We start from the raw sequence: 24,267 nt of genomic DNA, 5'->3' as shown, positions 1-24,267 counted from the left end.
TTGGCTGGACGGGCGGGTTCCCGGCAGCTTGTCAGCCAAGGGTTTCGGCGTTGATCTGCCGCATTCGCACGGCCAGCGGCGGATTGGCGTAGGGTCCCGGCCGCTCCAAGTGGTCGATGACGCTCCGGACTGTTTCGGGGCTCTTGCCCTGGCTCATCTTGTCTTTGCCCTCCATCCGGGTGACCCGCAACCGGAAACCGACGGTGCCGTGGACAATGCGGCGGGCATACTCGATGTTCTCGCTGGTTGCGTGCAGCAGATGCGGCTCGGGCAGCGGCTCTTCGAAGTGTTCCACCAACCGGTCCAGAACTGCCAGGTTTTCGGCATCCGACAGGATTTCCGGCGTGCCCCAGAGATGGGCGACGGCGAAGTTCCAGGTGGGGACGCCGGGACCGCCGTCGTACCAGCCGGGGGAGATGTAGCCGTGGGGACCCTGGATGATCGCCAGCATTTCGTGCCGCCCCAGCTCGTGTATCTCCTCGTCGGGCCGGCCAACATGGCTGAGCAGGACTATCCCCTCGGCGTCCTCGTCCAACAGGACCGGATAGTGGGAGGCGACCAGTCCTCGGCCGTCCACCTGGCTGATGAAAGTGCACCAGGGATTGCTGCGGACCAGGTCCTTGATGGCCTCTGCATCATCAAGTGCATAGCTGGGGTTGTCTCTCATCGGTCCTTCCTTAGCGCGTGCCGCGTTCGGGCCACCCTAACAGGAGGCTGAACAGGCCGTGGCTGCGCACCGGCGTCGACACGTGCATACTTCGTTTATGACGGCTCAGACCCCCGTACCGGAACTGTGGCGCAGCCTGGCACCGTTGCTTCCGGATGATTTTGAACCAGCTGGCCGGACCGGAGTGCGGTGGTGGTGGGCGGGCCCGCTCGACGTCGAAGGCCTCGGGTTAGGGGCGCTGCAGGCGCTCGCAACTGCGGTCTCCGCTTACGCGTCTTCCGCCGGCCGCCGGGACCAGGTTGGTTTTGCGTCCGACGGCGCAGCGGCGTCATTTGCTTCATTTGCCCACCTGCGCGTCAACGGCGATCCGGTCAGGGGATTCGCTCCGCTTTCCGGGTTCCGGCGCAGCGCCGACGGCTGGGTTCGGCTGCACGCCAATTATCCGCACCATGAACGTGCCCTGCTGGCGGCTCTGAATATCAGCAGGCCTGAGGAGGTGGACGCCGAGGTGCGCCGGCGCACCTCGGCGGATGTGGAGGAAGCGGTCACGGAACACGGAGGTCTGGCCGCGGCGGTGCGCACCCCTGAACAGTGGGCAGCCTCCGAGCCGGGGCGCGCCGTACTCCACGAACCCTGGCTCCGGTTGAACCTCGAAGCAGTGGAGGCGGCATCCCTGCCGAGCGGCCGCGGCGGCATCCTGGCGGGACTGCGCGTTCTGGACCTGACCCGGGTCATTGCCGGCCCGTCGGGCAGCCGGATCCTCGGCTCACTGGGTGCTGACGTGTTGCGCGTGGATCCGCCGGCCTTCCCGGAACTGGAGGACCAGTATGTGGACACCGGGTTCTCCAAACGCAGCGCCGTCGCGGACTTTGGCGACCCGGACGCCTACCGGAGGCTGCGCGCGCTGCTGGAGAGGGCCGACGTCGTCCTCACCGCCTACCGTTCAAGGGCGCTGTCCCGCTTCGGGCTCGAGGCAGCGACGCTGCGTGCCGATCATCCCGGGCTGGCGGTGGTCTCGCTGGACGCCTGGGGGGACCGCGGCGGGTGGGCCGGCCGGCGCGGTTTTGACAGCATTGTGCAGGCTGCCGCGGGTATCTCCCACCTCTACGGGAGCACGGGCGGGGACGGCCAGTGGCGCCCGGGTGCACTTCCGGTGCAGGTTCTGGACTACGCCACCGGGCTGGGGATGTCTGCCGCCGCCGTCGCCCTGGTGGCTGCCCGTGCACGTGGACTGAGCGGATCCGCTCATTTGTCGTTGGCGCGGACGGCTCTGGAACTGATGCGGTTCCCCGGCCCGCCGCCCGGCACCGAGCCGGTGGTGCTCGAGCCGGTGCTGCGCGGCTGCCGGAGCGACTACGGTGACCTGATCTACGTGCCCCCGCCGCTGCTGATCAACGGAGCACAGCTTGAGTACCGTTGGCCACCGCCGCGTTACGGCAGCGCCGCATTGGTTTGGAATGGATCGGACCGAGTGGATTGAGGCCGGGCGCTAACCAGCCACGCGTGCGCGCTGCGCGGTGTCGACGGCGGCTACCACACCGCCGTCGACCAGCAGGTCCATGCCGGTGAGGAAACTGGCATCGTGTCCCAGCAGGAAAGCCGCCGCGTTGGCGATGTCTGCCGGTGTGCCCACGCGCTTGGTGCCCGAGCCTTCGATCATGGCCCGCATCTGGGCACCCGATTCACCGGCGAGTTCCTGCTGGCCCATGGGCGTGGAAATGACGCCGGGGCTGATGCTGTTAACCCGTGCCCCGCGGGCGCCCCAGGCAAGGCTGGCGGCCTGCACCCGCACCTGGTTGGCGCGTTTGGCGATGCCGTAGGCGTATCCGGGGTTGTCGATGCCGGCGAGGAACGGGACCAGAAGCAGATCATCCGTCGGCACTGCGGCAAGGCTGGCCAGAACGTCAGCAGGAATCTGGCCGCCCACCATGTACGCCGACATGCTGGAGATGAAGACGCCGGAGCCTCCCGGGGCAATGACCTTCTGGAATTCGTCCAGGACCACCGCGGTACCAAACAGGTCAACCTTCCAGATGGCCTCCACCGGCGCTTGGACGGGAGAAAGCCCCGCGGTATGCACGACGCCGGTGACCGTTCCCAGTTCCGCGGCCGTTGCCGCCAGCGCCGCCACGGAATCGCGGGAGGAAACGTCCACCCGCTGGGAAACGACGTCGTACCCGTCCCCCAGCGCGGTGGAAACGACAGTCTCCAATAGGGATTCGTCAAAATCGGCCAACAGGACCTTGCGGCCGGCGCCCGAACGGCGCAGGACGGCCTGTCCCATGCCGCCCATTCCAACAATTACCAGTACGTCCGTTGCCATGATGCTCCAATGCCCATCGGATTCCGGCAGGGGAGCCTGCCGGATAATTCTGACAGTACCCGCTGATGTGCAGCAGGTGGCTGGTTTCCCCAAAGGCCAACACCTCAGTGCTGACCGGGAAACATTCTGCGGCAGAGGTTATTCGGATGGCGGCTCCGGCTGCCAAGGCAATGAACTTCAAAAATGTGAGTATGTAACGATTTACCTGCAAAGTACTCTAGTCGGCCCGTGCAACCTGACGTCCGGAATTATCTTGGCCTACCGTAATAGCAGGCTCCGGGAATCAATCCCCTCGCCGCGACAAACGGTGAATCAGTTCTCCATTCCCATCATTTCCCGGGAGAGGCGGCTGCATCGGGGACCGGAACAGCCGAACGGCAAGGCTGGGGGGCTGTGCAGTGCGGCAAAACGGTAATCGAAAACCTTTGTGGTTTTTCACATCTGCGTAATGCGCGGGAACACCAACAACACCATCCAGGAAATAAATGAAAACGACGACGCTTTCCACAGGCCTCACATCGGCAGCGCTGGCAGCCTTGCTGGCCGTCACCTGCTTGGCGGGTCCGGCCGCGGCTGCCGTCCCCGCCATGGGCACTGACATGCCTGCCTCCAGCCTCAGTGAGGCCGAGCAAGCCAAAATCATTGGTGAGAACGGTGCACGGATGGGCCAGGGTATCCACCGCCTCACCGTGTCCGGCGATGCCCAGCTGCCGGCCCCCTATGAGATGCTCGAAACGCCCGGAGCCGGCGACCCTTCGGCGTCGGATCCCGAGGCGGGGACATCGTCGCCTACCGGATCCGAACCGCAGACTGCTGCGCCTGACACTGCTGCTCCTGACGCGGCCGAACCCCTGGGCGGAAACTGGCGTCCCCCAGGAATCCAGGGCATGGATGTCTCCAGCCACCAGGGCAACGTCGATTGGAACCGTGCCTGGGCTCAGGGAGCCCGGTTTGCCTACGCAAAGGCCACCGAGGGAACGAGCTACAAGAACCCGAACTTCAACCAGCAGTACGGCGGATCGTACAACGTGGGTATGGTCCGCGGCGCCTACCACTTTGCGCTGCCCAGTGTGTCTTCAGCTGTTGATCAGGCCAACTACTTCGTCAACAACGGCGGAGGCTGGTCAGCGGACGGAAAGACACTTCCGCCCCTCCTGGACATCGAGTACAACCCCTACGCTTCCCTGGGGAATACCTGTTACAACATGAGCGCAACCCAGATGGTCAATTGGATCAAGGCGTTCTCCAACCAGGTGAAGGCCCGCACCGGCCGCACCCCGATGATTTATACGACCACCGACTGGTGGTCACGGTGCACCGGCAACAGTGCGGCCTTCGGGGACAACCCCCTGCATATTGCCAGCTACAACGAGGTGGGCGCCGGTCCGCTCCCGGCGAGCTGGAGTTACTACAGTGTGTGGCAGTACAGCAGCACCGGACCGTTTGTGGGGGATTCAAACGTTTGGAACGGGACTCAAGCCGCATTGACCGCTTTCGCCCGGAACGCGCCTGCCGCGGCGGGACCGTTCAAGGATGTACCGGCCAATTCACAATTCGCCAAGGACATTACCTGGCTTAGGGATGCCCGGATTACCACGGGATACGCGGACGGGACCTACCGTCCCCTGGAACCGGTCAGCCGCGAAGCCATGGCAGCCTTCCTGTACCGGGTTGAGGGCAGACCCGCCTACACCCCGCCGGCCCAGTCCAAGTTCAAGGACATCGCGGGAAGCGAGTTCTACAAGGAGATCAACTGGCTTCGTGCAAAGGGCGTGGCCACCGGCTGGAACGGCACCCAGTTCGGACCGAAACTAGCCATCAACCGGGACGCCATGGCCGCCTTCCTCTACCGGTTGGCGGGAAGCCCCGCCTACAGTGCTCCGCGGGTCTCGCCGTTCAAGGATGTTGCGGTCAGCAACATGTATTACAAGGAGATCAGCTGGCTAGCCGCCACCGGGATCTCCACCGGCTGGAGCGACGGAACTTTCCGTCCCTACGAACCGATTAAGCGTGATGCAATGGCGGCTTTCCTGCATCGCTACGACACCAAGTTCTAGACCGCTCCGCACGGCACCCGGCGGAGGGCCGCTTCATGCACCGTTCGCCGGGTACCGGGTGCCGGATGCCGGGTGCCGCCGAGGGGTGACGTAATGAACTCCGGATCGGTCACCCGGGGTCTGCGGCGCCGATACGATTTAACGCATGAACATTGAACTGCGGATCCCGCCGAAACTGGGACGGGAGCTGGAGGAGCTGGCTGAAGAACAGGGGGTTCCCGTGGAAACCCTCATGATTAACGGAGCCCGGCTGCTCCTGGAACACCGCAACCGCCGGAATCACCTCGCCTAACCGCATTCCAATAACCAGCGGACAGGGTTTCCGGCATTCCTGCCTTCCGGCTGGGACAATAGATTCCAGCGGATTCTTGCGGCATCAAACGCTGAAGTGTCGGACGATAAATCCGGCAAATCCATTTATCGTCCGGACGATGGACTAATATCGCAGCGTGCCGCTACGATAAACCCAATCATGAAAAAGAATACCTCCTTCCGGACTGCTGCCGTCCGTGTCATCTGTGCCTTAGCCCTTGCGTCCGTTGCCGTTCCGGGAAGTGCTGCAGCCGCTGCGCATCCGGCGCGCGGAACTGTTGCCGTACCGGCGGTTGAGGTGCAGCAGCCGGAGGTTCCCGACATTCCTCCCGTGGCTCCGGATACCCCGAAACCTGACCCCGGTCTTCTGTCTCCCGAAGCGGCTCAGGCATCCGTCGATGCGGCGGCCGCTGCGGCCGGAGTATCCGGCGCGGGTGCAGCCGTTCCGGATGCCTCAGCGGAAGCGGTCCGGAGCGACGCCTTCGCTTCAGCGGTGTTTGACCTGATGAACGCCAAGCGCCGGGCGGCGGGGGTTCCCGCACTGATCTGGAACCAGCAGATCGCTGACGGTTCCCAGGGCTGGGCGAACCATTTGCGGGTTGCCACAGCAGATCCGAACTTTGACTGGAACGGCATTCACCGCCCCGATGCCGGCCTGTCCGTCATTCCTTCCGGCGCCAACTGGTACGGGGAAATCATCGCGTTCAACTTTTCAGCGGCGTCCGTGGTGGATTGGTGGATGAATTCTCCAGCCCACCGGGCTGCGATGCTGGATCCGCGGGAGACGCATGCCGGGGTGGGCTACGTAGTGCCCACCAGCGGACCGTACAAGGGATGGCATCTGGTGGTCTCCAACCTGGCCGGTTACCCCAAGGCCGCTCCGCCGGCTCCGGTGTCTCCCTTCAGCGATCTGCAGAGCGGACAACAATTCCTGTCCGAGATGAACTGGATGCACGCCAAGCGCGTCTCCACCGGGTGGACGGAAAAGAACGGGACCAAGACATACCGTCCTTTTGAAGCGGTGTCCCGGGAAGCAATGGCGGCTTTTATGTATCGGCTTTCCGGTTCACCCGCATACACGCCGCCGAAGAAATCCCCCTTCGCGGATGTTAAAACTTCGCATCCTTATTACAAAGAAATAGCGTGGTTGTCGGCCAAGAAAATATCGACGGGCTGGAAGCAGAAAAACGGCACACAAATATTCCGTCCCGGTATTCCGGTGTCCAGGGACGCCATGGCCGCCTTCCTGTACCGGCTGAAGGGGTCTCCAAAATACACGGCGCCCAAAACATCGCCTTTCACCGACGTTACGAAATCCCACCAGTTCTACAAGGAAATCTCCTGGCTCGCGGCCAACGGGGTATCCACCGGCTGGCCCGCCGCAGGCGGCGCTTCGGAGTACCGGCCAGGACAAACCATCGCCCGGGACGCCATGGCCGCATTCATGAAACGCTGGGCTTCCTAGCACGTTCTGCGGTGCAGGAACCTTTCGGATCAGCCCGCCGCGGCGGCCAGCTGGTCCGAAAGGGCCATGAATCCCGGGTCAATCTTCTGTTCCGCGGGGTGGGCGTCGTACCAGGCGAGGATTTCCGCCGCACCCTGGACGAAGGGGATTTGGGCGGCGAACCCCGGTACCAGCGACTTGATCTTGGTGTTGTCGAAGATGACCGAGTGGGACTTGTCGCCCAGCAGGCCCGGCCCGCGTCCGGGATCGTGGGCGGCAATGGTGTCCGACGAGACATGCACCAGCCGCGGTTCGGGCACACCCGCCGCCGCCGCCAGAATCCGGTAAATCTCATTCCACGGCAGGAACTCATCCGAGGTGATGGTGTAGCTGTCGCCCACGGCCGCGGGCCGGCCGAGCAGGCCGGTGAACGCACGCGCAAAGTCGCGGCTGTGTGTCAGGGTCCACAAGGAGGTGCCGTCCCCGTGGACGAGGACGGGCAGCCCCGCCCGCATCCGGTGCAGGTCCGTCCATCCTCCCGTGAGCGGAATCATGGTTTGGTCGTAGGTGTGGGAGGGGCGGACCACGGTTCCGGGAAAACCCTCGTCCCGGTAAGCGGCAGTGAGCAGTTCCTCGCAGGCAATCTTGTCCCGCGAGTACTGCCAGAAGGGATTGCGCAGGGGAGTGGACTCCAGGATGGGCAGCCGGGCCGGTGGTTTCTGATAGGCCGAGGCTGAGCTGATGAACACATACTGGCCGGTGCGGCCGCGGAAGAGCTCCATGCTCGCCGCCAGCTGCTCCGGAACAAACGAGATGAAGTCCGCAACGGCGTCGAACTCGCGGCCGGACAGGACTTCGGCAGCCGCCCTCGGATCACGGATGTCCGCGTGCAGAACCTCGGTTCCGGCGGGAGCCGGCCGCGAGGTTGAGGCTCCGCGGTTGAGGAGGGTGACCCGGTGGCCCAGTTCAGCCGCATGCCCGGCCACGGCGGAGCTGATGACCCCGGTTCCGCCGATGAGAAGAATGTCCATGTGTGCTCCCTGCTCGGATCCAACGGCTGCCGGAGCCCAGTCTACGGAGTCTCGGTTTCTGCGCCACCGGTGCGCTCGCCAAGGCCCGTCTTTCGGCCGCCGCTGGTGCGCCGGGTGACGGCTGATGCCCACACCCACGTGGCGCGCCGGATGCCTGCGTCAGTCCACAGCACCTGGACCGCCTTGGCATTCCAGGTGCAGGCTTCGCCCTTGACCCGCTCGGCGGAGCTGGGAAACCGGATCCAGGCCCAGACAGGAATCCCCGGCACCGACGTGGCGGCGGGGTGGTGTTCGAAGTCCAGCTCTTCGGGGGTGAGTTCAATCGGCTCCGCTCGCCGGGCGTAGCGGGCGGCGATCCGGGCTGCCGCATCCTGATCCATACTTAAAAGTAGAACACATATTCGAATAAGGCCTGCTCTGGAGTTCTCCGCTGCGGCGGGCACAATGGGAGCATGTGCGGACGATATGTGATGGCCAAGGCAACATCTGACCTGGTGGCAGCCTTCGCCGCGGAGCAGGCTGTGGGGGAGGACATCGCTCCGTCCTGGAATGTGGCCCCCACCGACAATGTGCGCATCGTCACCGAGCGTTTCCACCGCAGGGGAGAGCACGACGACGACGGCCGGCCTGCCGTGGTCCGCCGGCTGGCCACGGCCAAGTGGGGTCTGGTGCCGGTATGGGCGAAGGATCCGAAAATCGGATCCCGGATGATCAATGCCCGCCGGGAAACGGTGCTGGAAAAGCCGGCGTTCCGCAAAGCCGCCGTGAAGCGCCGGGCGCTGGTGCCGGCCGACGGCTACTACGAATGGGAAAAGTCCGGCAAGACCAAAATCCCCACGTACCTGTATTCGCCGTCCGAGGATCCGCTGGCCTTTGCCGGTCTGTATGAGTTTTGGCCTGATCCTTCCCTGCCCGAAGACCATGAACACAAATGGCTGCTGAGCTTCACCATCATCACCACCGAAGCCAGCGATGCACTGGGCCATATTCATGACCGCACACCGCTGATCGTGCCCCCGGACCTCTACTCGGACTGGCTGGACCCGGAACTGACGGAAACCACGGGTGTGCAGCAGCTGCTGGATGCCATCCCGGAACCGGTGCTGACCCCGCGGGTGGTGTCCAGCCAGGTCAACTCGGTGCGCAACAACGGGCCGGAGCTGATCCTCCCGGCGCAGGAGGCATAGCGGGCGAAAGACGAGTCCATTGAATCTTCCGCCCGCTTGCCCTTCACCAGGCGTAGTCCTCCGGCGCGGTGCGGTGGCCGGGGAAAATGGTGTCGAGCTTGGCGAGCGCCTCGGCGTCGAGCTCCGTGTCCAGCGCCTTGAGTGCGTCGTCGAGCTGTGCCTGAATCCGCGGACCGACAATTGGGGCTGTGACGGCGGGCTGGTGCAGCAGCCAGGCCAGGGCCAGGACGCCGGGGGCAACACCGAGCTCGTCGGCGAAGTCCTCGTACTGGACCAGCGCTTCCCGGTGGGTTTCCAGCGCTTCCTTCGCCCGTCCCTCCGTGCGCCGGCCACCCTCCCCGGTCTTCTTGATCACGCCGCCGAGCAGGCCGCCTTCCAGCGGCGACCACGGCAGCAGTCCCAGACCGTACTGCTGTGCCGCCGGGATCACTTCCAGCTCCACGGCACGGGTGATGAGGTTGTAGATGCTCTGTTCACTGACCAGCCCGGTGAAATTCCGGCGCTGGGCAGCCTCCTGGGCGCGGGCGATGTGCCAGCCGGCAAAGTTTGAACTGCCGTTGTAGATGATCTTGCCCTGCTGCACCGCCACGTCCATGGCCTGCCAGATCTCGTCCCAGGGAGTGTTCCGGTCAATGTGGTGGAACTGGTAGAGGTCAATGTAGTCGGTTTGCAGCCGTTTCAGGCTGGCATCCAGGGCCCTGCGGATATTCAGTGCCGACAGGAACGTGTCATTGGGGCGTTCACTCATGGATCCGTACAGCTTGGTGGCAATGACCGTATCCTCGCGCCTGCCGCCGCCCTTGGCGAACCAGCGGCCCACAATTTCTTCGGTCCAGCCCTTCTTGTCCCAGCCGTAGACGTTGGCGGTATCAAAAAAGTTGATGCCTGCCTCCCGTGCGGAGTCCATGATGGCATGGGCGTCCGCTTCCTCGGTCTTGGGCCCGAAGTTCATGGTGCCCAGGCACAGGCGGGAGACACTGAGGCCGGAACGGCCCAGGTGGGTGTACTGCATGGAGGAATCCTCACGTAGTGGACGGCTGAGCACCGGCCCCGGGCAGCGGGACCGCGGATGCAGGACCCATTCTGCTCGTCCGGGCACTCCCGGGCTAGGGGTATCCAACAGTTCCCGCGGGAAATAGGGTGGAGGCCAAACGCACTGAAAGGCACTCAATGACGCATGAACATGTCCCGGGACTGGATCTGAACAATGGAGTCCGTATTCCGCAGCTGGGCTACGGAGTCTTCCAGATTCCCCCGGAGAGCACCCAGGAAGCCGTGGAAAGTGCCCTCGAAGCCGGCTACCGCCACATCGACACGGCAGCCGGTTACAAAAACGAAGCAGCGGTGGGAGCCGCCGTCGCAGCGTCCGGGATTGCCCGCGAGGATCTCTTCATCACCACCAAGCTCCGCAACGGGGACCAGGGCCGGGCACGTGCCGCGTTCGAGGACAGCAGGGAAGCGCTGGGCCTTGAGCACGTGGATCTGTACCTGATCCACTGGCCGGTTCCCTCGCAGGGGCTGTACCTGCAGGCCTGGCAGGACCTGGAGCAGATCTACGCCGACGGGCTGGCGCGCGCCATCGGCGTTTCCAACTTCCTGCCGGAGCACCTGGACGAACTCACCCAGGCCGCAGACGTCCCGCCCGCCGTCAACCAGATCGAGCTGCACCCCACCTTCCAGCAGCGGGCGCTCGCGGATGCGTCCCGCCGCCACGGCATGGCGGTTGAGGCGTACAGCCCGCTGGGGCAGAGCCGGGATCTGACGACCAGCGCTGTAGTTGATATTGCGCGGCGCCACGATGCAACACCGGCCCAGGTGGTGCTGGCCTGGCACCTGGCCTCCGGGAACATCGCCATCCCCAAAACGGCCACTCCGGAGCGGATGCGGGAAAACCTCGCCGCCGTGAGCCTGGAGCTCGCTCCCCGCGACATGGAACAGATCAACGAGCTCGACGCCGGCTCAAGGATCGGCGCTGACCCCGCCACCGCCGCCTTCAGCCAGTACTGACTCAGGCACCCCGGAGCCGCCGCTGATGTAGCCTGAGACACAAACCTGAACCACAAGGAGGGCACATCTGTGGCCGAGTCGTATTACCGCGCCCTGGGCGAGGAAACCTTTGAATCCACCATCCATACGCAGGGCGCCTGGAATGAGCACGAGCAGCACATGGCACCCGTGGCCGGCCTGCTGGCCCACGCGCTGGAAACCTGCAGTCCGCGTCCGGACATGCGCGTGGCACGGATCAGCTACGACATTCTCGGCGTCATCCCACGCGGCACCTTCGACGTGCGGACCAAGGTCCTGCGCCCGGGGCGCACCATTGAACTGCTGGAAGCGGAACTGATTGCCGGCGGTCGGGCGGCGGTGCGGGCCACTGCCTGGCGTCTGGCCCTGGGATCCACCGGCGAAGTGGCGGCCCTGGAGGACGCTCCCATGCCCGGGCCGGACGGCCTTGAAGAAGCCCGCGGAATGACCGAGTGGCCGGGTGAGTTCATCGGATCACTGGACTTCCGTGCCGTGCCGGGCCTGCGCCCGGGCCGGGGCCAGGTGTGGATCCGCACGCCCTACTCCATGCTGGAGGGGGAAACGACGTCGGACCTGGCGCGGATGGTGGGCCTGGTGGACACCGCCAACGGCATCGCGGCCCGGGTGCCGCCGGGCGGGGACAGCTACATGTTTCCCAACGTAGACCTGCAGATCCACCTTCACCGGACGCCCCGGGGGGAGTGGCTGGGGCTGGACACCCGGGTCACGTTTGGAACCGACGGCATCGGACTGACCTCCTCCGTGCTGCACGATGAGCAGGGGCCATTCGGCCGCAGCGAGCAGATCCTGACCGTGCGCCGGCTCGGCGGGCAGGCTTAGGAACCGTGTCCGCTGACACCTTCCTCTCCACCGGCGGAGCCGCTGCTTCAGAGCCGCTCACCGTGGTGCGACAGGAACAGAGCCTGGGTGCGGCGGCGGATCTGCACTTCGCGCTCGGAATGCTGGACTCAGCCAAGCGGGGGGAACTGGGGCCGACGCTCCGCCTCTACCGTCCCCGCCCCACCGTGGCGCTGGGCCAGCGTGACGCCCGCCTTCCGGGGTTCGATGACGCCGTGCGGGCCTGCCGTGCGCAGGGATTTGAGCCGCTGGTGCGCAAGGCCGGAGGGCGTGCAGCGGCCTACCATCAGGGCTGCCTCGTGGTGGACCACGTGGAGCCCGGGACCAATGCAGTGGCAGGCTCCCGGGCACGGTTTGCCGCCTTCGGTGACATGTATGCCTCGGTGCTGCGGCGGGCAGGTGCTGATGCCGCAGTGGGTGAGATTCCCGGAGAATACTGTCCGGGCGAGTTCACTGTCCACGGCACCACGGCCGGCGGTCGGAAGATCAAGCTCGTCGGCACGGCGCAGCGTGTGGTCTCCGGTGCCTGGCTCTTTTCCTCGGTGTTTGTGGTGCAGGATGCCGCGCCCCTGCGGCGGGTACTGGACGAGTGTTACGCGGCACTGGGCCTGGACTGGAACCCGGACACGGCCGGCGCCGCGGAGGACACCGGCACCGTTGACCTGGAAGGTGTCGAAGCGGCCCTGATCGAGGCATATGCTGCCCGCACTTCGCTGGGCTTTGGCGATTTCGACACGGTGGCACGGTCCCTGCAGCCCGCCGCCGCGGTGTCCGGCGCCACTGTAAGCCAGCGATCCCTGCTGTGATCAGTAAGCTGGGTGATGGATCTGCACGTGAGAAACGAAGGAGAGACGTTGGCAAAGAACAGCATTGAAAATACGGCACTGAGGCTGAGGGCAGTTTTGGAGGTCCTGGCAGCGGAAGATCCCTCCGCCGAGCGCCGGATCAGCAGGGGAGAAGTCCTCTCTGCCGCCGTGACCCGGGTGCCCTTGACCGGCAGCGAGGCGGAACTGCTGGCCAGCGGGTCGGCACGCGGAGAACGTGCCCTGTCCAACGCCAGCAGCAAACTGGTCAAAGCCGGCTGGATCACCAAGGAAGGCCGGGCCGGCTGGAGCATCACCGCCTCCGGCCGCCGGGCACTTCAGGATTTCCCGGATACCGCCGATCTGCTGGCTGCCATGAACGGCAAGGCTCCGGCCGCCGCACCGCCCGCAGCGTCCGCTGACGTGGAGGAAGTCATTGAAGGAGCGCTGCAGGAAGCTGCGGCAGTTCCCGGAATTCCACCGGAACACCACGGTGCCCACGAGGGGGCCGAACTGCCCGAACCCTCCTTTCCGCAGCCGGACGCCGTCGTTATTGCCGGCAACATGGGCAGCGCCCTGGGCCGGGCGGACTGGGACCCCGCCGGTCTGCAGCTCACTTTTGACCGCAGTGACGAGCTCTGGAAGCTCACTGCGGACCTGCCCGCGGGCCACTACGAATACAAAGTGGCGCTGGACGGATCCTGGGACGAAAACTACGGACAGCACGGACACCGGGACGGCGCCAACATGAACATGGTGCACGACGGCGGCCCGCTGACGTTCCTGTACGACCATGCAACGCACACGGTGGTCACCAAACCGGACGTCAGCGCCTAATCAGGTACCAGCCTGATCGGGTACTAACCGTCCGCCGGTTCCGGCGAGAGCCCGTGCCGGTCCAGGAACCCCAGCACGGCTTCGGCCAGAATCTGCCACCCGTGGTCGATCACCAGGGAATGGCCGCTGCCTTCCAGTTCCGCGTACTCGGTGACTGACGCCGAGGAACGGTAGCGGCGCGCAGCTGCCCGGACCACCGAGGCCGGAACCACGCGGTCACGGCCTGCACCCACCAGCAGCAGCGGACCCCTGGCCGCGGCGGTGTCCACCCGGACCGCCGTGCGCGGATTAAGGTTCGCCGCCGCGGCCTGGAACAGCGGCCGTCCCGGTGCCGGCATCACACAGGTGGCGTGCAGGTCATAGGATTCGCGTTCGGAAACGGCATTGGCGAAGTTCCGGCGGAAGCGCTGCGGGGTTTGGCGGACGATTGTGTGGACGTTCCGCGGGTTCCGCAGCACAGGCAACAGGGACGCCAGCTGGACAGGCGGCAACCGCAGGACACCCCGGAACTGAACGGGAGCAACCGCAACTGCCCCTGCTGCCAGCCCGCGGGCCAAAAGCTGCTGGGCCAGCAGCCCGCCAAAGGAGTGGCCCACCAGCACCGGAGGGCGGGGCAGCCTCCTGATGAGTCCCTCATAATGGCTCAGGGCTTCGGCCACTCCGGTTCCGGCCATCGGTTCCGGAAAGGCATTGGCGGCAGGAAGGCTATCGGGTTCGCCCGGCCAGCCCGGAGCCCATGGCGCATAACCGTGCTCCTGAAAGAGCTCCAGCCAGGGGTCCCAGCTGGTGGAGTGGAGCCACAGTCCGTGGATGAACACCACGGGGGTGCGGTCCTCGAACTCCGGGGCGTCCGAATCCAGGGCAGCGAAGGGAATGGGCGGGCTCCCCACTGGGGTCATGGTCAGGGCTCCTCGCATCGGCGGTAATCCGGTCCGCAGGCTGGGTGGTAACTGGTAAGTCTGCCATTGCCGGGTTTCCCGGCGGTAGGTGTCAGGGAACGATTCTCCGGACCGGATCGATGAGAAAGCCCGCTGGCTCGCGGACCCACCACACCCCGTCGGCCCGGCGTTCCGCAGCCGTGGAAAAACGGTAGCGGTACACCCGCGCACGCACCCACCGGGGAGGTGCGCCGGCAAAGGGATCGGTGCGCAGCAGGGCCAGGGTGCGGCGGTCGCCGTCGAGCAGTCTCTGCAGCAGCACGGGAAACCAGGATCCGCCGGAAGCACCCAGCGCCAAAAACCACATCAGCCAGTCCAGCCTCAGATGGTACGGAGCGAACTGGCGGGGCATCCTGCCCGGATCGCCGGGCTTCCCCTTGAATTCGTACTCCCGCCACTGGGCATCGGGACCCGGCTCGTCCAGTGTCCCCTCGATGACCACCTCGTTGCGGGACCGGGTGATGCTGCCGAACGCGCCGTACGCGTTGGACAGGTGCCAGCGGTTGAAACTGGCGTTCATCAGCTGGTTTTTGCTGAACAGATTCCGCAGCGGCTCCCACGCCCAATAGAGCATCAGCAACGTCACAGCCAGCACGACGACGGCGAACCAGACAGGGGTTGCCTCAGCGGGCGGGGTGCTGAAGGCGGCTCCGGGCAGCAGCGCCTGGAGGTTCGAATCTGCGACTGCGCTGAAGGCGAGCAGGACGGTGAGCACGTTCAGCCAGGCGAAGTTGCCGGAAAGGATGAGCCACAGCTGGGTGATGATGACGATGAGCGCCGCAACTCCGGCCACCGGCTGCGGAAAGAACAGGAAAAAGGGCACCACCAGCTGCGCGAAGTGGTTGCCGAGCACTTCGGCCTTGTGCAGCGGTTTGGGCAGGTGGTGGAAGTACCAGCTGGCCGGGTTGGGCATCGGCTGCGTCTCGTGGTGGTAATACAGTGCGGTCAGATCCCGCCACACCCGGTCCCCGCGCATCTTTATCAGTCCGGCGCCGAATTCCAGCCGGAACACCAGCCAGCGGAAGAGGAAAAGAATCGTGACCGGGGGAGCCACCTCGTTGGAACCCAGGAACGCGGCCAGGAAGCCGGCCTCAAGAAGCAGCGATTCCCAGCCGAAGCCGTAAAACGTCTGGCCGATGTTCACGATGGACAGGTACAGCCCGAACAGCAGCAGGAAGGCCAGCATCGGCAGCCACGGCGGTCCGCTCTGCGGCAGCCCGGCCACCAGCAGGGCTGCGACCGCGGCGCCGGTCCAGGCCACCGCCAGCAGGAAACGGTCCGAATAATGCCAGCGGAACAGGGTGGGAATGCGGCGTCCGGCGGTCCGGGCCAGATACCGCGGTGCCGGCAGCAGTCCGTGTTCACCCAGCAGTGCCGGGAACTGGTTGGCGGCGGAGATGAAGGCGATCAGGTAGACGGCGGCGATGCCGCGCTGGAGCACCTGGCGTGCAAACTCGTATCCTTCGGCGTTGAGAAGATCCATGGCACGTCAGCCGTTGCGCTCAGAGGGCGGCGTTCGTTGGACGATGCGGTACACCGTGCTGCGGGCGACCTTGAAGAGTTCGGCAATCTCGGTGGTGGTGTGTTGTCCCGCGTTATACAGGGAGACCACGTGTGCTTCCTGCGCTTTGGAGAGTTTGGGCTGCTTGCCGCGAAGCCGGCCCTTTGCCTTGGCGATTTGCATGCCTTCCCGGGTTCGGGCCCGTATAAGGTCGGATTCGAACTCGGCAACCATGGCCAGGACGTTGAACAGCAGGCGGCCCACGGGGTCCGACGGATCATGGATGGATCCGCCGATACTCAGCTTCACATTCTTTTTCGTGAGTTCTTCGAGGATGTCCCGGGCATCGGGCAGAGAGCGGGCGAGGCGGTCCAGCTTGGTGATGACAAAGGTGTCCCCGTCACGGACCGCAGCCAGGGCCTGACGCAGTCCTGGCCGGTCACGGTTGGTGCCGGTCAGCCCATGGTCGGTATAGATCAGGTCCTCGGGGACACCGAGAGCTGCGAGCTGGTTCTGCTGAACAGTGAGGTCCTGCTCGCTGGTGGAGACGCGGGCATAACCGACAGTGTGGGCGCTCATGGATCCGAATGTAGCGGTTGCGCTACCTTCACCGGGAATACGAGTGGGCGGGGTATACGCGAATTCGCAGGTCAAACAGGTATATGGACATTCCGGGACAGGTAAGTTAGGGCGGATGCGCCCTGGTGGGGGACCGGCTTGCGGGCCTCAAGCACGGATGTGATCAGGCACCTCTTGTATCGCTGCCTTGACACAAGGCTTTGCCTTCCGTTTGTATTGTCGTCAAGATACAAGCAGTCCTAGGAGGACATTCCATGGGGTCGATGGCGGTAGTGTTAGCGGTTGCTGTAGCAGCCTTGCTCGGAGCCGGCTTGTGGGTTCTCGTCCGACGAGCCATCCGGGGCTCCCAAGTGACACTCGTACCTGTTCCTGCATCTGCATCCGGGGACCGTGACCATGCTCCGGTATACCGCAGCGAGGTGCGGGCATCACTGACAGCTTTACTCATCGGGGTGTCCGCCACTGTCCTGACGTGGCAGGTCGGCATTTGGTGGCCGCAGGGGTACGGGCTCCCATACGCTCTCGCCGCGTCAGTAGGCGCTCTCGCAGGACTCATCACTTACAACCTGCATCGAAGGACACTCTGGGACTCACCTCCAGGGGAGCGGACTCATGCGGAGCTCACACCCAGGGGGCCCGCCTCGTTTGCCCGTCAGTGGGTATTCGCCCTTCCACTTGCTACGGCACTCACCCTCATTCTCGGACTGGTACTCACCGGGTTGTACTCATCGACCGACGAAAACGGGCTGCATCGCATCTACCAGCGCCGCGGGCTCTCAGGCTGGGGTATCGAGGACGGACTGGTAGTGGACGTGCAGTACAACCTGTCCTCGACTGGTCCTTTCCCCGGCTGGTACTACGGCGTCCCCGTCATGATCAGCACGGTCCTGCTGATCATCGTCGTGTACTGGTCGCTACGCCGCATCGCCGCCGCAGCCAGACCGACCTCACCGGGTCTTTTCCACGTGGATACGACTCTCAGATCACTAAGAACCGTGTTCGTCATGGCCACCTCCAGTGCAGCCCTCGCTTTCCAAGTCGCAGGACTCCTGGCCGTAACCGGCAACGTCTTACGGGTCAGTCACCTCGACGCAGTCCCTACTGCCGATACCTTCGCAACTGCTAACACGGTCCCGGTCGAGCCTGGGCACACACTCGCACTGATTGCGATCTTGTCCTCCCTGGCCGTCGCCGTGGCCGCGGTTATCCTCCTCATCAAAGCTCTTACCGTAGTAGCGGACCTTTGGTCCGCTGAAAGAACAGCACGCGCCTCTAACCATGGGCCAGAGCGATGATCAGCATCGACTCCTCATCATCAGTGTCCCCTGTGGAGCAAATCCGTTCCCAAATAGCCGCTCGGATCCGCGCCGGCCAGTTAGCCGCCGACACACGGCTGCCCCCGGTCCGCCAGCTCGCCGCTGACCTTCGAGTAGCACCAGGATCCGTGGCAAAGGCCTACAAAGAACTCGAGAAAGCAGGGCTCATCCGCACCAAGCGGGCAGCAGGCACCCGGGTCAACCCCGGTCACACCAGCACAGAACCCCTCATCAAAACAGTTGGAGACCTTGCTCATCGGGCAATCCAAGAAGGACTCAGCCTTCGAGAGACACAAGACCTTCTCGCCCATGCCTGGACACAGCTACACCAGGAACCCAGTTCACGCCCGAACCCAGACGACCCACCTACCCCATCGCGGTAAGAAAAGCGCCCGTTGAGGGATCCCTAAAACAGAAATCCTGACGTGCGTCGTCCGACGCTGCTAGGCGTCGCGACGAACGACCGGCGCCGGGCAGTCGGACATGCATTAACCACTTGCAGTGTCCATAATTGTCCTCATTGGACCCGGTAAGCACTGATCCTCGACCGTTGTATTGGTCGCTCCGTGTATTTGCAACCCATCAGCGCTCTTTTGTGAAATCTTTGTCCGGAACGTTGGGACACTAGAAACGCTGATCGAGTGTCGTCAAAAGGCTGCTTAGGTATCGAACATTTTGGCTGTCGTCTCCGAGTGTGTGCGACGCCTTCAAAGGCCAGCAGCATTAGGACGTTGGTAGGCCAGCACTCATTTCAAGAATCTATAAGAGTGATCGGCTGGGCTGTTCTCTAAATTAGTCAACCGTACGTCGACCGTACCCGAAAGAGATTATGACAGGGCAATGAGTACCCCATTTCGAGACGTTAGCGGAAAAAGATGGTCATGTGTGGCTCTGGTGCCCGCGCAACTTCATATATTATCGTGTGACGAGGACTGCTAATTAGGTTGCGCGGGCGTTAATATTCGTTTAGACAGCTCTGCAACTGACAGTCCCGAAAAAATTCTTTGTAATGCTGTCTTTGGGGGAAATATGCATGAAGTTACTGTTGCGGTCGTTGATGACCACAGACTTTTTCGCGAGGGGCTTACCGCCCTGCTCTCTGCGGATGCGAGGATTGGAGTAGGAGGGAGCGGTACGGACGGGTTTGATGCAATGAAGCTTGCCGGGAACCCGTTGCTGGACGTGATGCTTCTTGGAACGGAGGTAGGGGGAATTTCCGTCCTCGATGTGATGACCGAGATAGCTCGGTTGGCACCTAATTTGAAGGTCATTATTCTTGCGAAAAGTTCCGAGCTGACCCTTATGGGGGAGCTGCTACAGAGAGGGGCATCCGGATACTTCGTCAAGAACGTTGAAATTGAAGAGATCACCGCGGCGATAATTGCAGCTAGTAGGGGGATGGACGGATTCGTTAGTTTGAAGATTCCTCGCAGCGAGTTCCTCTTCACATACAACGCGGTTCCGGCCTCTACAGCGGAGCTAGTTTCTCTACTCTCACAGCGTGAAGAAGAAATTCTCGCGTTGGTCGCGAAAGCGCAGTCAAACGCTCAGATTGGGCGTGAATTATTCATCGCGGAAGCAACTGTGAAACGTCACCTTTCGAACATCTTTCGGAAGCTTGGAGCCGTTTCCAGGATGGATGCAGTACAAAAGATATCACCGTCGAAGGACAGAAAGTTTGGCTTCAACGAACTGAAGACGGGCAAAGTATCCGAGGCGACTAAAGATTCTTCGGCGCAGGCATATGAGATGGCCCTTCAGCAAACGTTTTTATCGTCCGGGCCGTGACAACGATAAAACAAAGCCCACACAGGACGCCATAAAGTGAGAAGAAATTTTCCGCAAACACCAGCATCCAGACAGAAACCAAGGTTTGCACGACGGCTAGAGATGCTGCTGCATATGCGAGGACGCGGCGTCCGGGGGATGGAGCAGCGGGTGGTGTGTCGCCGTCGTGGTCTTTAGTAAGTTGTTGCCCCGAAATAACCATCAGCTGAACTGCGTATACCAGAAAAACGCCACCTAAGATGAGGCAAATCAAAAGAGCCGGCTCGGTTGAAGTGAAGTAGCCCACGATTATGGCGCCTACTAGAGCCCCTACGAGCGGTTCGTTTCCCATGGTGATTCCCTTTCAACGTGCTTGGAGGGTGCTGGGTCTCCAGCACCCTCCAAGACTACGTCAGCTTAGTTGCCGCCAACATATGAGGTGTGGCTGTTGGCTGAGACTGAGAGCCACAATTCTGGATTCTGAGTCTGTAGTCCATTCCAGGATTTGTACCTCGCTGCCGCATATGCCGTTGCTGGGTTACCGGTTTTGGCCACCACATGCAAGGTGGGAAAGGTAATGGAACCATACTTGGAACTAGAGCTTGCCCCCCAGACCGAAATAATGTTCCCGTAGCCACCAGAATAGCGCTCAAATGTAGCCTTGTACGCCATACTGATTGTGCCGTTGCTGATGTTTACACTGCAGTTCGACCAGTTACCCCAGCCAGATCCGCCGGTGACAGAGCATCCGTCAATGCTCCTGATGGAAATGACGCCTGGCTTAACCTCGGCAGGTTTTTCCACCTCCGAAACATTTATAGAACCATCAGCGAAAGTCTCGATAGTAGTGATCGCTTTGGCGGACTCGTTTGTAGTTGTTTTGACTGGAGTTTCACCCTCCATTGCGTCATAGCTGCCTTCTGTTTCGAGCTTCTCGATCAGCAGGTCCTGGGTAGGTTCACTGATACCGTACTGGTCGAACCAGCTGCGGAGGCTAGATTCATCCTCCGACATAGCCGCATGTGCGGGTGCTCCTGCTAGGAGCGCTCCAACGACCAGTGGTACGACGGCCAATGACTTCAGCCTAAACAGTCTTTTCGTCATGTCTGACATGTTTTCCCCGTTAGTTGTAGTTACGGCTGGACCAGGCGCTGTCTCCGCCGACGTTCAGGTAGGCATACCCGGTGTAGGAGTTAAGACCGCCGTACGCGTCGAACTGGGCGCCAATCTGTGCCTGAGCAGGCGAGCCCGATTCGGTGCGGCGGATGATTGAAAGGTTCGCGGCGGATGCGGATCCCCAGCTCGACGATGCACTTGCATTACCTACCCAACTGATGTAATCTGCCGCACCATTGACCATGGTGTAATTTGCCCGAAACTGCAGGTGGAGATAGCCGTTGGACTCCTTGATCAAACAATTGGACCGGCTTGCGTAGCCGCTTCCGCTCACGGCAGTGCAACCGCTTATGGACCTTGGAGAAATGCCGTTCGGATTCTGAGCTTGTTCTCTTTCCGAGACGCTTATTGAACCGTCGGGGTAAGTCGAAATAATGGTGATAAACCCCCCGGCCGTTTTCTCTTCTTCAGTGAGGGGCGCCATATCAGCCTTCATGGAATCGAGCATTTTGCCACTCAGCAACTTCGCATGCAAGCGATCCTGCGTCTGCTCCGAAACGCCATGCTTGTCAAACCAAGAAGAAATTTCCTCCCGATCTTCAGCGGACGCGGCTTGGGCTGGCTGAATTGCCCCGAGACTAAGTAGTGCTCCTGCCACAATGCAGGTCAGTGCCTTCTTGAATTTCATGCGTTTTCCCATCTGAGGACGAGGCTGCTCTGGAACAGAAATACCGTTCCTTGTCAGCGGGGGATACCCTCTAAACATCTCAAGTTGAAGCCATGCAAAAGTCAACGGAAATTTAGGTCAGTGGAAAAAGCTGCATCGAAGGTGGTTCTTTGGTGCAAATGATATGAGAGGAAAGTTGTAGCCGGAACTACTTGTGGATGTGCCAGATGTCCCTCACAACCTCACCAGTTTGGACAGTTGGACCCACCCGGCTCCCGTTCTGGCAATCGCACCGGCCATCGAAAAAGGCGCGCCAATGACGGGCGTAAAGATAGGAGCTTCCCTCGACAAATCGGGATCGCCGCCGCGAACCCTCTTTGTGGGGACCGCGGTCGGCGAATGGCCGAACTCGATGACCGGAACTGGATGGCGTCGAGGCCCTGAATCCTGTTCTGGGCACCAAAACAACCAGATTTCTCAGTCAGGCCAAAAACCGGTTGCTGTCAGCCGCCACAGGTTCCCGACCGAATACGCGTGCTCCTGGTCAGGGCTCATTGGGCTGGTCAGACCCATCTAGAAGGCGTCGGGATGTAGCGCCCTTTCATAGCTCGATGACTTGGTTGCAGCGAGACTTAATGTGCCTATGGGGCTGGCTCGCTCATACTTATAACTTGTGATTCAGGACATCCCATGGGGAAATATTTGCAGCAATAGAGTCACTCCGACCGTGACTGTGATTGCCACGGTGGTAGAGCTTGTCGTGACTCTCGGTCAGCTGACTGCTGGAGGAAGACTCCCAAAAGAAACTGAGTTCTGGAAGCAAGAGTTTGTCGACGCTGAACTCGCTCATGACAAAGTCGTGTATCAGAGTCTTCACCGTCTCGCGATGGGGAAGCTCATCGCAAGAAGCGCTGTACCCCTTCGACGTATAGCAATGGCTTTAGGAGCGCTTGTGCCTGGCCAGTTCCTTCTCATACTTGGAAGCCAACAGCTGGTGCTCCACCCAGGTGTTGCAGCTAATGGATGGTTCGGCGCCTGGAACAGCTGCCCAGCGATGAGGCCGCATTGGGGCTCTTGGCCTGGGCGGCTTCGCGGATTATGACCCCCAGAAGCTGGCCGGGATTGCTAGAGCTGCACTGGAGCAAAATGGCGGCTACGCCATGGAGGGCTTCTTGCGGGGTACCCGCTAGGGGATCGGCTTGCGGAAGTCTTACGCTCTCAGCGCTGACCTCCTCTAGCTATTGTTGGCGCATGGAAATTATTCCCGTCGTCGACACAATTCAGTGCTGCAGCGCTTGAAGGAACCCCCCGACCAGCGCCCGTAAGCCGATCCTTCACCGTCCCGCAGGGGGATCCCTCAGCGCGTTTTGGGCCGTCGTGCATTGGTGATCGTTCCCAAGAGACAGGGAAGGCTGATTACTAGACCGATGAGTCCTGCACCAAATACAGACCATAAGGAGTTGAAGTTGCCTGTCAAGTTATTTTCATCAGCCGCAATGCCCGCATTCCAGAGAGCAACCCCGCTACTCACCAGCAGTGCGATGCTCACCGCTAGAGCGAGCATCCAGACTGCTACTGATTTCTTGATCACGCTGACCCCCAAAGCCTTAGTGGAAACTGTTCGATGCTAACTGGCTGAACCTGCGGGCCAGGTGTGAAACAGCACAGAGCATACATCAGCGCCCGCAGGCCGATCCGCTAAGCACTGGGTGAAGCTGTTCTACAGCGCCTGCAGCAGCCGGATGGGGGCCTATGCAAAGATGACTCCATGACACCCGATCAACCTGTTTTCCTCGTTCCGAGCCGCTACTCCGAATGGACGGGAATGGCGGCTGAAATGATGGACAAGATCCGTCAACAGGTCCACGGTGTCCACCTGGAGCACATTGGTTCCACTGCCGTTCCTGACCTTCCTGCAAAGGATGTTGTGGACATTCTTGTTGGTGTCGAAGCAGATAGAGTCAGCAGCGTGTCACGGCATCTCGCCACGATCGGGTTCGATCTTGAAGGTGAACGCGATCGCCATTGTTGGCTTAGTCATCCTTCCAGATCATCCCGTTCCTACATTGTTCATGTAGTGGAATTCGAAAGCCTGCCGTGGTGCAGGCGCATTAGCTTTCGTGATCTACTCAGGTCCGACGAAAGCGCCCGTACTGAATACCTTCATACCAAGGTCCGCGCAGCGGAAGCAGCAAGAAACTGGGATGACTACACGCAGTCCAAGACCTCTGTTGTTTCCAACTTGCTGTCTGGTAGTGCCTCCGAGAAAAGCTAATTACTCAATCAACACAGCTGTTCCGGGAAGAAATGACCACGTTGATCCTGCGGACGACGAGGGCGGAGCGGTGGAGGATCCGCTTAGGGATTTGCTCTGTTGCGACTGAATCACGTTCTCCGGCCATCGGTCACGTGCCGCCACCTGGATGTCTACCGTGTAAAGCATGCGCATATCTGAGACTGTCCATGCAGAAAACCGATACACCGTCGATTCACCGTTCTATCGCGTCAACTTCTGGGAACAAGCATCACCGCCGCGCGGCTGGATGCTCGATGCCTACATCCTGAGTGAAGTCGAGGATCTGACGGAGGTGTACCAGTGGATAGAAGAAAACGCTCGTGGACGTCGATTTGAGCTCTTCGTTGAGATGCAGGAGGAGCCCCTGGGTCCTTTCACCAGTCCGCGTACGAGTGACCTTATCCGGCTGCTCGGAAGGAATCCCAACGTCGGAGAATCTGTCCATATCGCCACCTTCGTCCCGATCTGAGGAGACGTTGCGGTCAACCACTCGCACCGGTCATCGCGCACGCTGAGGGATCCTTCACCGCGCCAGCTCAGACG

At 62.0% G+C, this 24,267-nt stretch carries 25 protein-coding genes; 14 read left to right on the top strand and 11 right to left on the bottom strand.

The genetic code is table 11. The features are described from left to right. Positions 1-31: 31 nt before the first annotated feature. Positions 32-667, bottom strand: coding sequence for an FMN-binding negative transcriptional regulator (locus CXQ89_RS11335; RefSeq protein WP_104161284.1), 636 nt, complete (start codon positions 665-667; stop codon positions 32-34). A gap of 97 nt (positions 668-764) precedes the next feature. On the opposite strand from CXQ89_RS11335, the gene CXQ89_RS11330 reads away from it, so the two are divergent. Further along, the gene (locus tag CXQ89_RS11330) at positions 765-2,147 is read left to right on the top strand and encodes a CoA transferase (RefSeq protein ID WP_104161283.1); all 1,383 of its coding nucleotides are present in this window, start codon (positions 765-767) and stop codon (positions 2,145-2,147) included. A 9-nt stretch (positions 2,148-2,156) separates the two neighbouring features. Here the strand turns inward: CXQ89_RS11330 and CXQ89_RS11325 are convergent, their stop codons facing one another. Next, a complete protein-coding gene (locus CXQ89_RS11325) occupies positions 2,157-2,990 on the bottom strand; it encodes an SDR family oxidoreductase (protein ID WP_104161282.1) in 834 nt (277 codons plus the stop codon). Positions 2,991-3,475: 485 nt separating this feature from the next. On the opposite strand from CXQ89_RS11325, the gene CXQ89_RS18875 reads away from it, so the two are divergent. The 3 genes from CXQ89_RS18875 to CXQ89_RS18870 all read left to right on the top strand — a co-directional run bounded on the left by CXQ89_RS18875 (position 3,476) and on the right by CXQ89_RS18870 (position 6,824). Then, on the top strand, positions 3,476-5,047 hold the full coding sequence (locus CXQ89_RS18875; protein ID WP_258060048.1) for a GH25 family lysozyme: 1,572 nt from the start codon (positions 3,476-3,478) through the stop codon (positions 5,045-5,047). A gap of 145 nt (positions 5,048-5,192) precedes the next feature. Then, positions 5,193-5,339 carry a hypothetical protein gene (locus CXQ89_RS18355; protein ID WP_181032299.1) on the top strand — a complete coding sequence of 49 codons (147 nt, stop codon included), beginning with the start codon at positions 5,193-5,195 and terminating at the stop codon, positions 5,337-5,339. 180 nt (positions 5,340-5,519) lie between these two features. After that, the gene (locus tag CXQ89_RS18870; RefSeq protein ID WP_237686894.1) at positions 5,520-6,824 is read left to right on the top strand and encodes an S-layer homology domain-containing protein; all 1,305 of its coding nucleotides are present in this window, start codon (positions 5,520-5,522) and stop codon (positions 6,822-6,824) included. A 29-nt stretch (positions 6,825-6,853) separates the two neighbouring features. On the opposite strand, the gene CXQ89_RS11310 is transcribed toward CXQ89_RS18870, so the two are convergent. Both CXQ89_RS11310 and CXQ89_RS11305 read right to left on the bottom strand, forming a co-directional pair. Next, positions 6,854-7,834, bottom strand: coding sequence for an SDR family oxidoreductase (locus tag CXQ89_RS11310; protein ID WP_104161281.1), 981 nt, complete (start codon positions 7,832-7,834; stop codon positions 6,854-6,856). A 41-nt stretch (positions 7,835-7,875) separates the two neighbouring features. After that, complete coding sequence (locus CXQ89_RS11305) at positions 7,876-8,214, bottom strand: hypothetical protein (protein ID WP_104053951.1); 339 nt, start codon at positions 8,212-8,214, stop codon at positions 7,876-7,878. Positions 8,215-8,286: 72 nt separating this feature from the next. On the opposite strand from CXQ89_RS11305, the gene CXQ89_RS11300 reads away from it, so the two are divergent. Further along, the gene (locus CXQ89_RS11300) at positions 8,287-9,021 is read left to right on the top strand and encodes an SOS response-associated peptidase (protein ID WP_104161280.1); all 735 of its coding nucleotides are present in this window, start codon (positions 8,287-8,289) and stop codon (positions 9,019-9,021) included. A gap of 43 nt (positions 9,022-9,064) precedes the next feature. Here CXQ89_RS11300 and CXQ89_RS11295 read toward each other — a convergent pair whose 3' ends face one another. Continuing rightward, a complete protein-coding gene (locus CXQ89_RS11295) occupies positions 9,065-10,033 on the bottom strand; it encodes an aldo/keto reductase (RefSeq protein ID WP_104161279.1) in 969 nt (322 codons plus the stop codon). Between the two features lie 158 nt (positions 10,034-10,191). Between CXQ89_RS11295 and CXQ89_RS11290 the strand changes: the two genes are divergently transcribed. The 4 genes from CXQ89_RS11290 to CXQ89_RS11275 all read left to right on the top strand — a co-directional run bounded on the left by CXQ89_RS11290 (position 10,192) and on the right by CXQ89_RS11275 (position 13,544). Then, positions 10,192-11,028: an aldo/keto reductase gene (locus CXQ89_RS11290; protein WP_104103860.1), complete on the top strand. Its 837-nt coding sequence runs from the start codon at positions 10,192-10,194 to the stop codon at positions 11,026-11,028. A gap of 69 nt (positions 11,029-11,097) precedes the next feature. Continuing rightward, on the top strand, positions 11,098-11,886 hold the full coding sequence (locus CXQ89_RS11285) for a thioesterase family protein (protein WP_104103859.1): 789 nt from the start codon (positions 11,098-11,100) through the stop codon (positions 11,884-11,886). A 5-nt stretch (positions 11,887-11,891) separates the two neighbouring features. Then, positions 11,892-12,710: a lipoate--protein ligase family protein gene (locus CXQ89_RS11280; RefSeq protein ID WP_104161278.1), complete on the top strand. Its 819-nt coding sequence runs from the start codon at positions 11,892-11,894 to the stop codon at positions 12,708-12,710. Between the two features lie 48 nt (positions 12,711-12,758). Further along, positions 12,759-13,544, top strand: a complete 786-nt coding sequence (locus CXQ89_RS11275; RefSeq protein WP_258060047.1) for a winged helix-turn-helix domain-containing protein — start codon at positions 12,759-12,761, stop codon at positions 13,542-13,544. 23 nt (positions 13,545-13,567) lie between these two features. Here CXQ89_RS11275 and CXQ89_RS11270 read toward each other — a convergent pair whose 3' ends face one another. From CXQ89_RS11270 to CXQ89_RS11260, 3 genes are all read right to left on the bottom strand, one after another. Beyond that, on the bottom strand, positions 13,568-14,443 hold the full coding sequence (locus tag CXQ89_RS11270) for an alpha/beta hydrolase (RefSeq protein ID WP_104161276.1): 876 nt from the start codon (positions 14,441-14,443) through the stop codon (positions 13,568-13,570). Between the two features lie 91 nt (positions 14,444-14,534). Next, complete coding sequence (locus CXQ89_RS11265) at positions 14,535-15,965, bottom strand: lipase maturation factor family protein (RefSeq protein WP_104161275.1); 1,431 nt, start codon at positions 15,963-15,965, stop codon at positions 14,535-14,537. Between the two features lie 6 nt (positions 15,966-15,971). Beyond that, positions 15,972-16,562 (bottom strand): recombinase family protein, encoded by a 591-nt coding sequence (locus CXQ89_RS11260; RefSeq protein WP_104161274.1) that lies wholly within the window; start codon positions 16,560-16,562, stop codon positions 15,972-15,974. Positions 16,563-16,912: 350 nt separating this feature from the next. Here CXQ89_RS11260 and CXQ89_RS11255 point away from each other — a divergent pair, with 350 nt between their 5' ends. The 3 genes from CXQ89_RS11255 (at position 16,913) to CXQ89_RS11245 (ending at position 19,666) form a co-directional block, all read left to right on the top strand. After that, positions 16,913-17,857, top strand: coding sequence for a hypothetical protein (locus tag CXQ89_RS11255; protein WP_146067238.1), 945 nt, complete (start codon positions 16,913-16,915; stop codon positions 17,855-17,857). Further along, positions 17,854-18,261 (top strand): GntR family transcriptional regulator, encoded by a 408-nt coding sequence (locus CXQ89_RS11250; protein WP_104161272.1) that lies wholly within the window; start codon positions 17,854-17,856, stop codon positions 18,259-18,261. The genes CXQ89_RS11255 and CXQ89_RS11250 overlap by 4 nt, the downstream gene beginning before the upstream one ends. Before the next feature lie 646 nt (positions 18,262-18,907). Next, positions 18,908-19,666, top strand: coding sequence for a response regulator transcription factor (locus CXQ89_RS11245; RefSeq protein WP_104161271.1), 759 nt, complete (start codon positions 18,908-18,910; stop codon positions 19,664-19,666). 396 nt (positions 19,667-20,062) lie between these two features. Here the strand turns inward: CXQ89_RS11245 and CXQ89_RS18190 are convergent, their stop codons facing one another. The 3 genes from CXQ89_RS18190 to CXQ89_RS18180 form a co-directional block, all read right to left on the bottom strand. Continuing rightward, positions 20,063-20,719 (bottom strand): hypothetical protein, encoded by a 657-nt coding sequence (locus tag CXQ89_RS18190; RefSeq protein WP_146067237.1) that lies wholly within the window; start codon positions 20,717-20,719, stop codon positions 20,063-20,065. Positions 20,720-20,768: 49 nt separating this feature from the next. After that, positions 20,769-21,449: a hypothetical protein gene (locus tag CXQ89_RS18185; protein WP_146067236.1), complete on the bottom strand. Its 681-nt coding sequence runs from the start codon at positions 21,447-21,449 to the stop codon at positions 20,769-20,771. A 1,336-nt stretch (positions 21,450-22,785) separates the two neighbouring features. Beyond that, complete coding sequence (locus tag CXQ89_RS18180) at positions 22,786-23,019, bottom strand: hypothetical protein (RefSeq protein WP_146067235.1); 234 nt, start codon at positions 23,017-23,019, stop codon at positions 22,786-22,788. A gap of 177 nt (positions 23,020-23,196) precedes the next feature. Between CXQ89_RS18180 and CXQ89_RS11235 the strand changes: the two genes are divergently transcribed. Continuing rightward, a complete protein-coding gene (locus tag CXQ89_RS11235; protein WP_104161269.1) occupies positions 23,197-23,703 on the top strand; it encodes a GrpB family protein in 507 nt (168 codons plus the stop codon). A gap of 166 nt (positions 23,704-23,869) precedes the next feature. Then, positions 23,870-24,193: a hypothetical protein gene (locus tag CXQ89_RS11230; RefSeq protein WP_181032298.1), complete on the top strand. Its 324-nt coding sequence runs from the start codon at positions 23,870-23,872 to the stop codon at positions 24,191-24,193. Positions 24,194-24,267 lie beyond the last annotated feature (74 nt).

The organism is Arthrobacter sp. ZGTC212 (assembly GCF_002929255.1).
Taxonomy (GTDB): Bacteria; Actinomycetota; Actinomycetes; order Actinomycetales; family Micrococcaceae; genus Arthrobacter_B; species Arthrobacter_B sunyaminii.
Note: the sequence above shows the minus strand (reverse complement) of the source record. Positions and strands in the feature narration are given on the sequence as shown.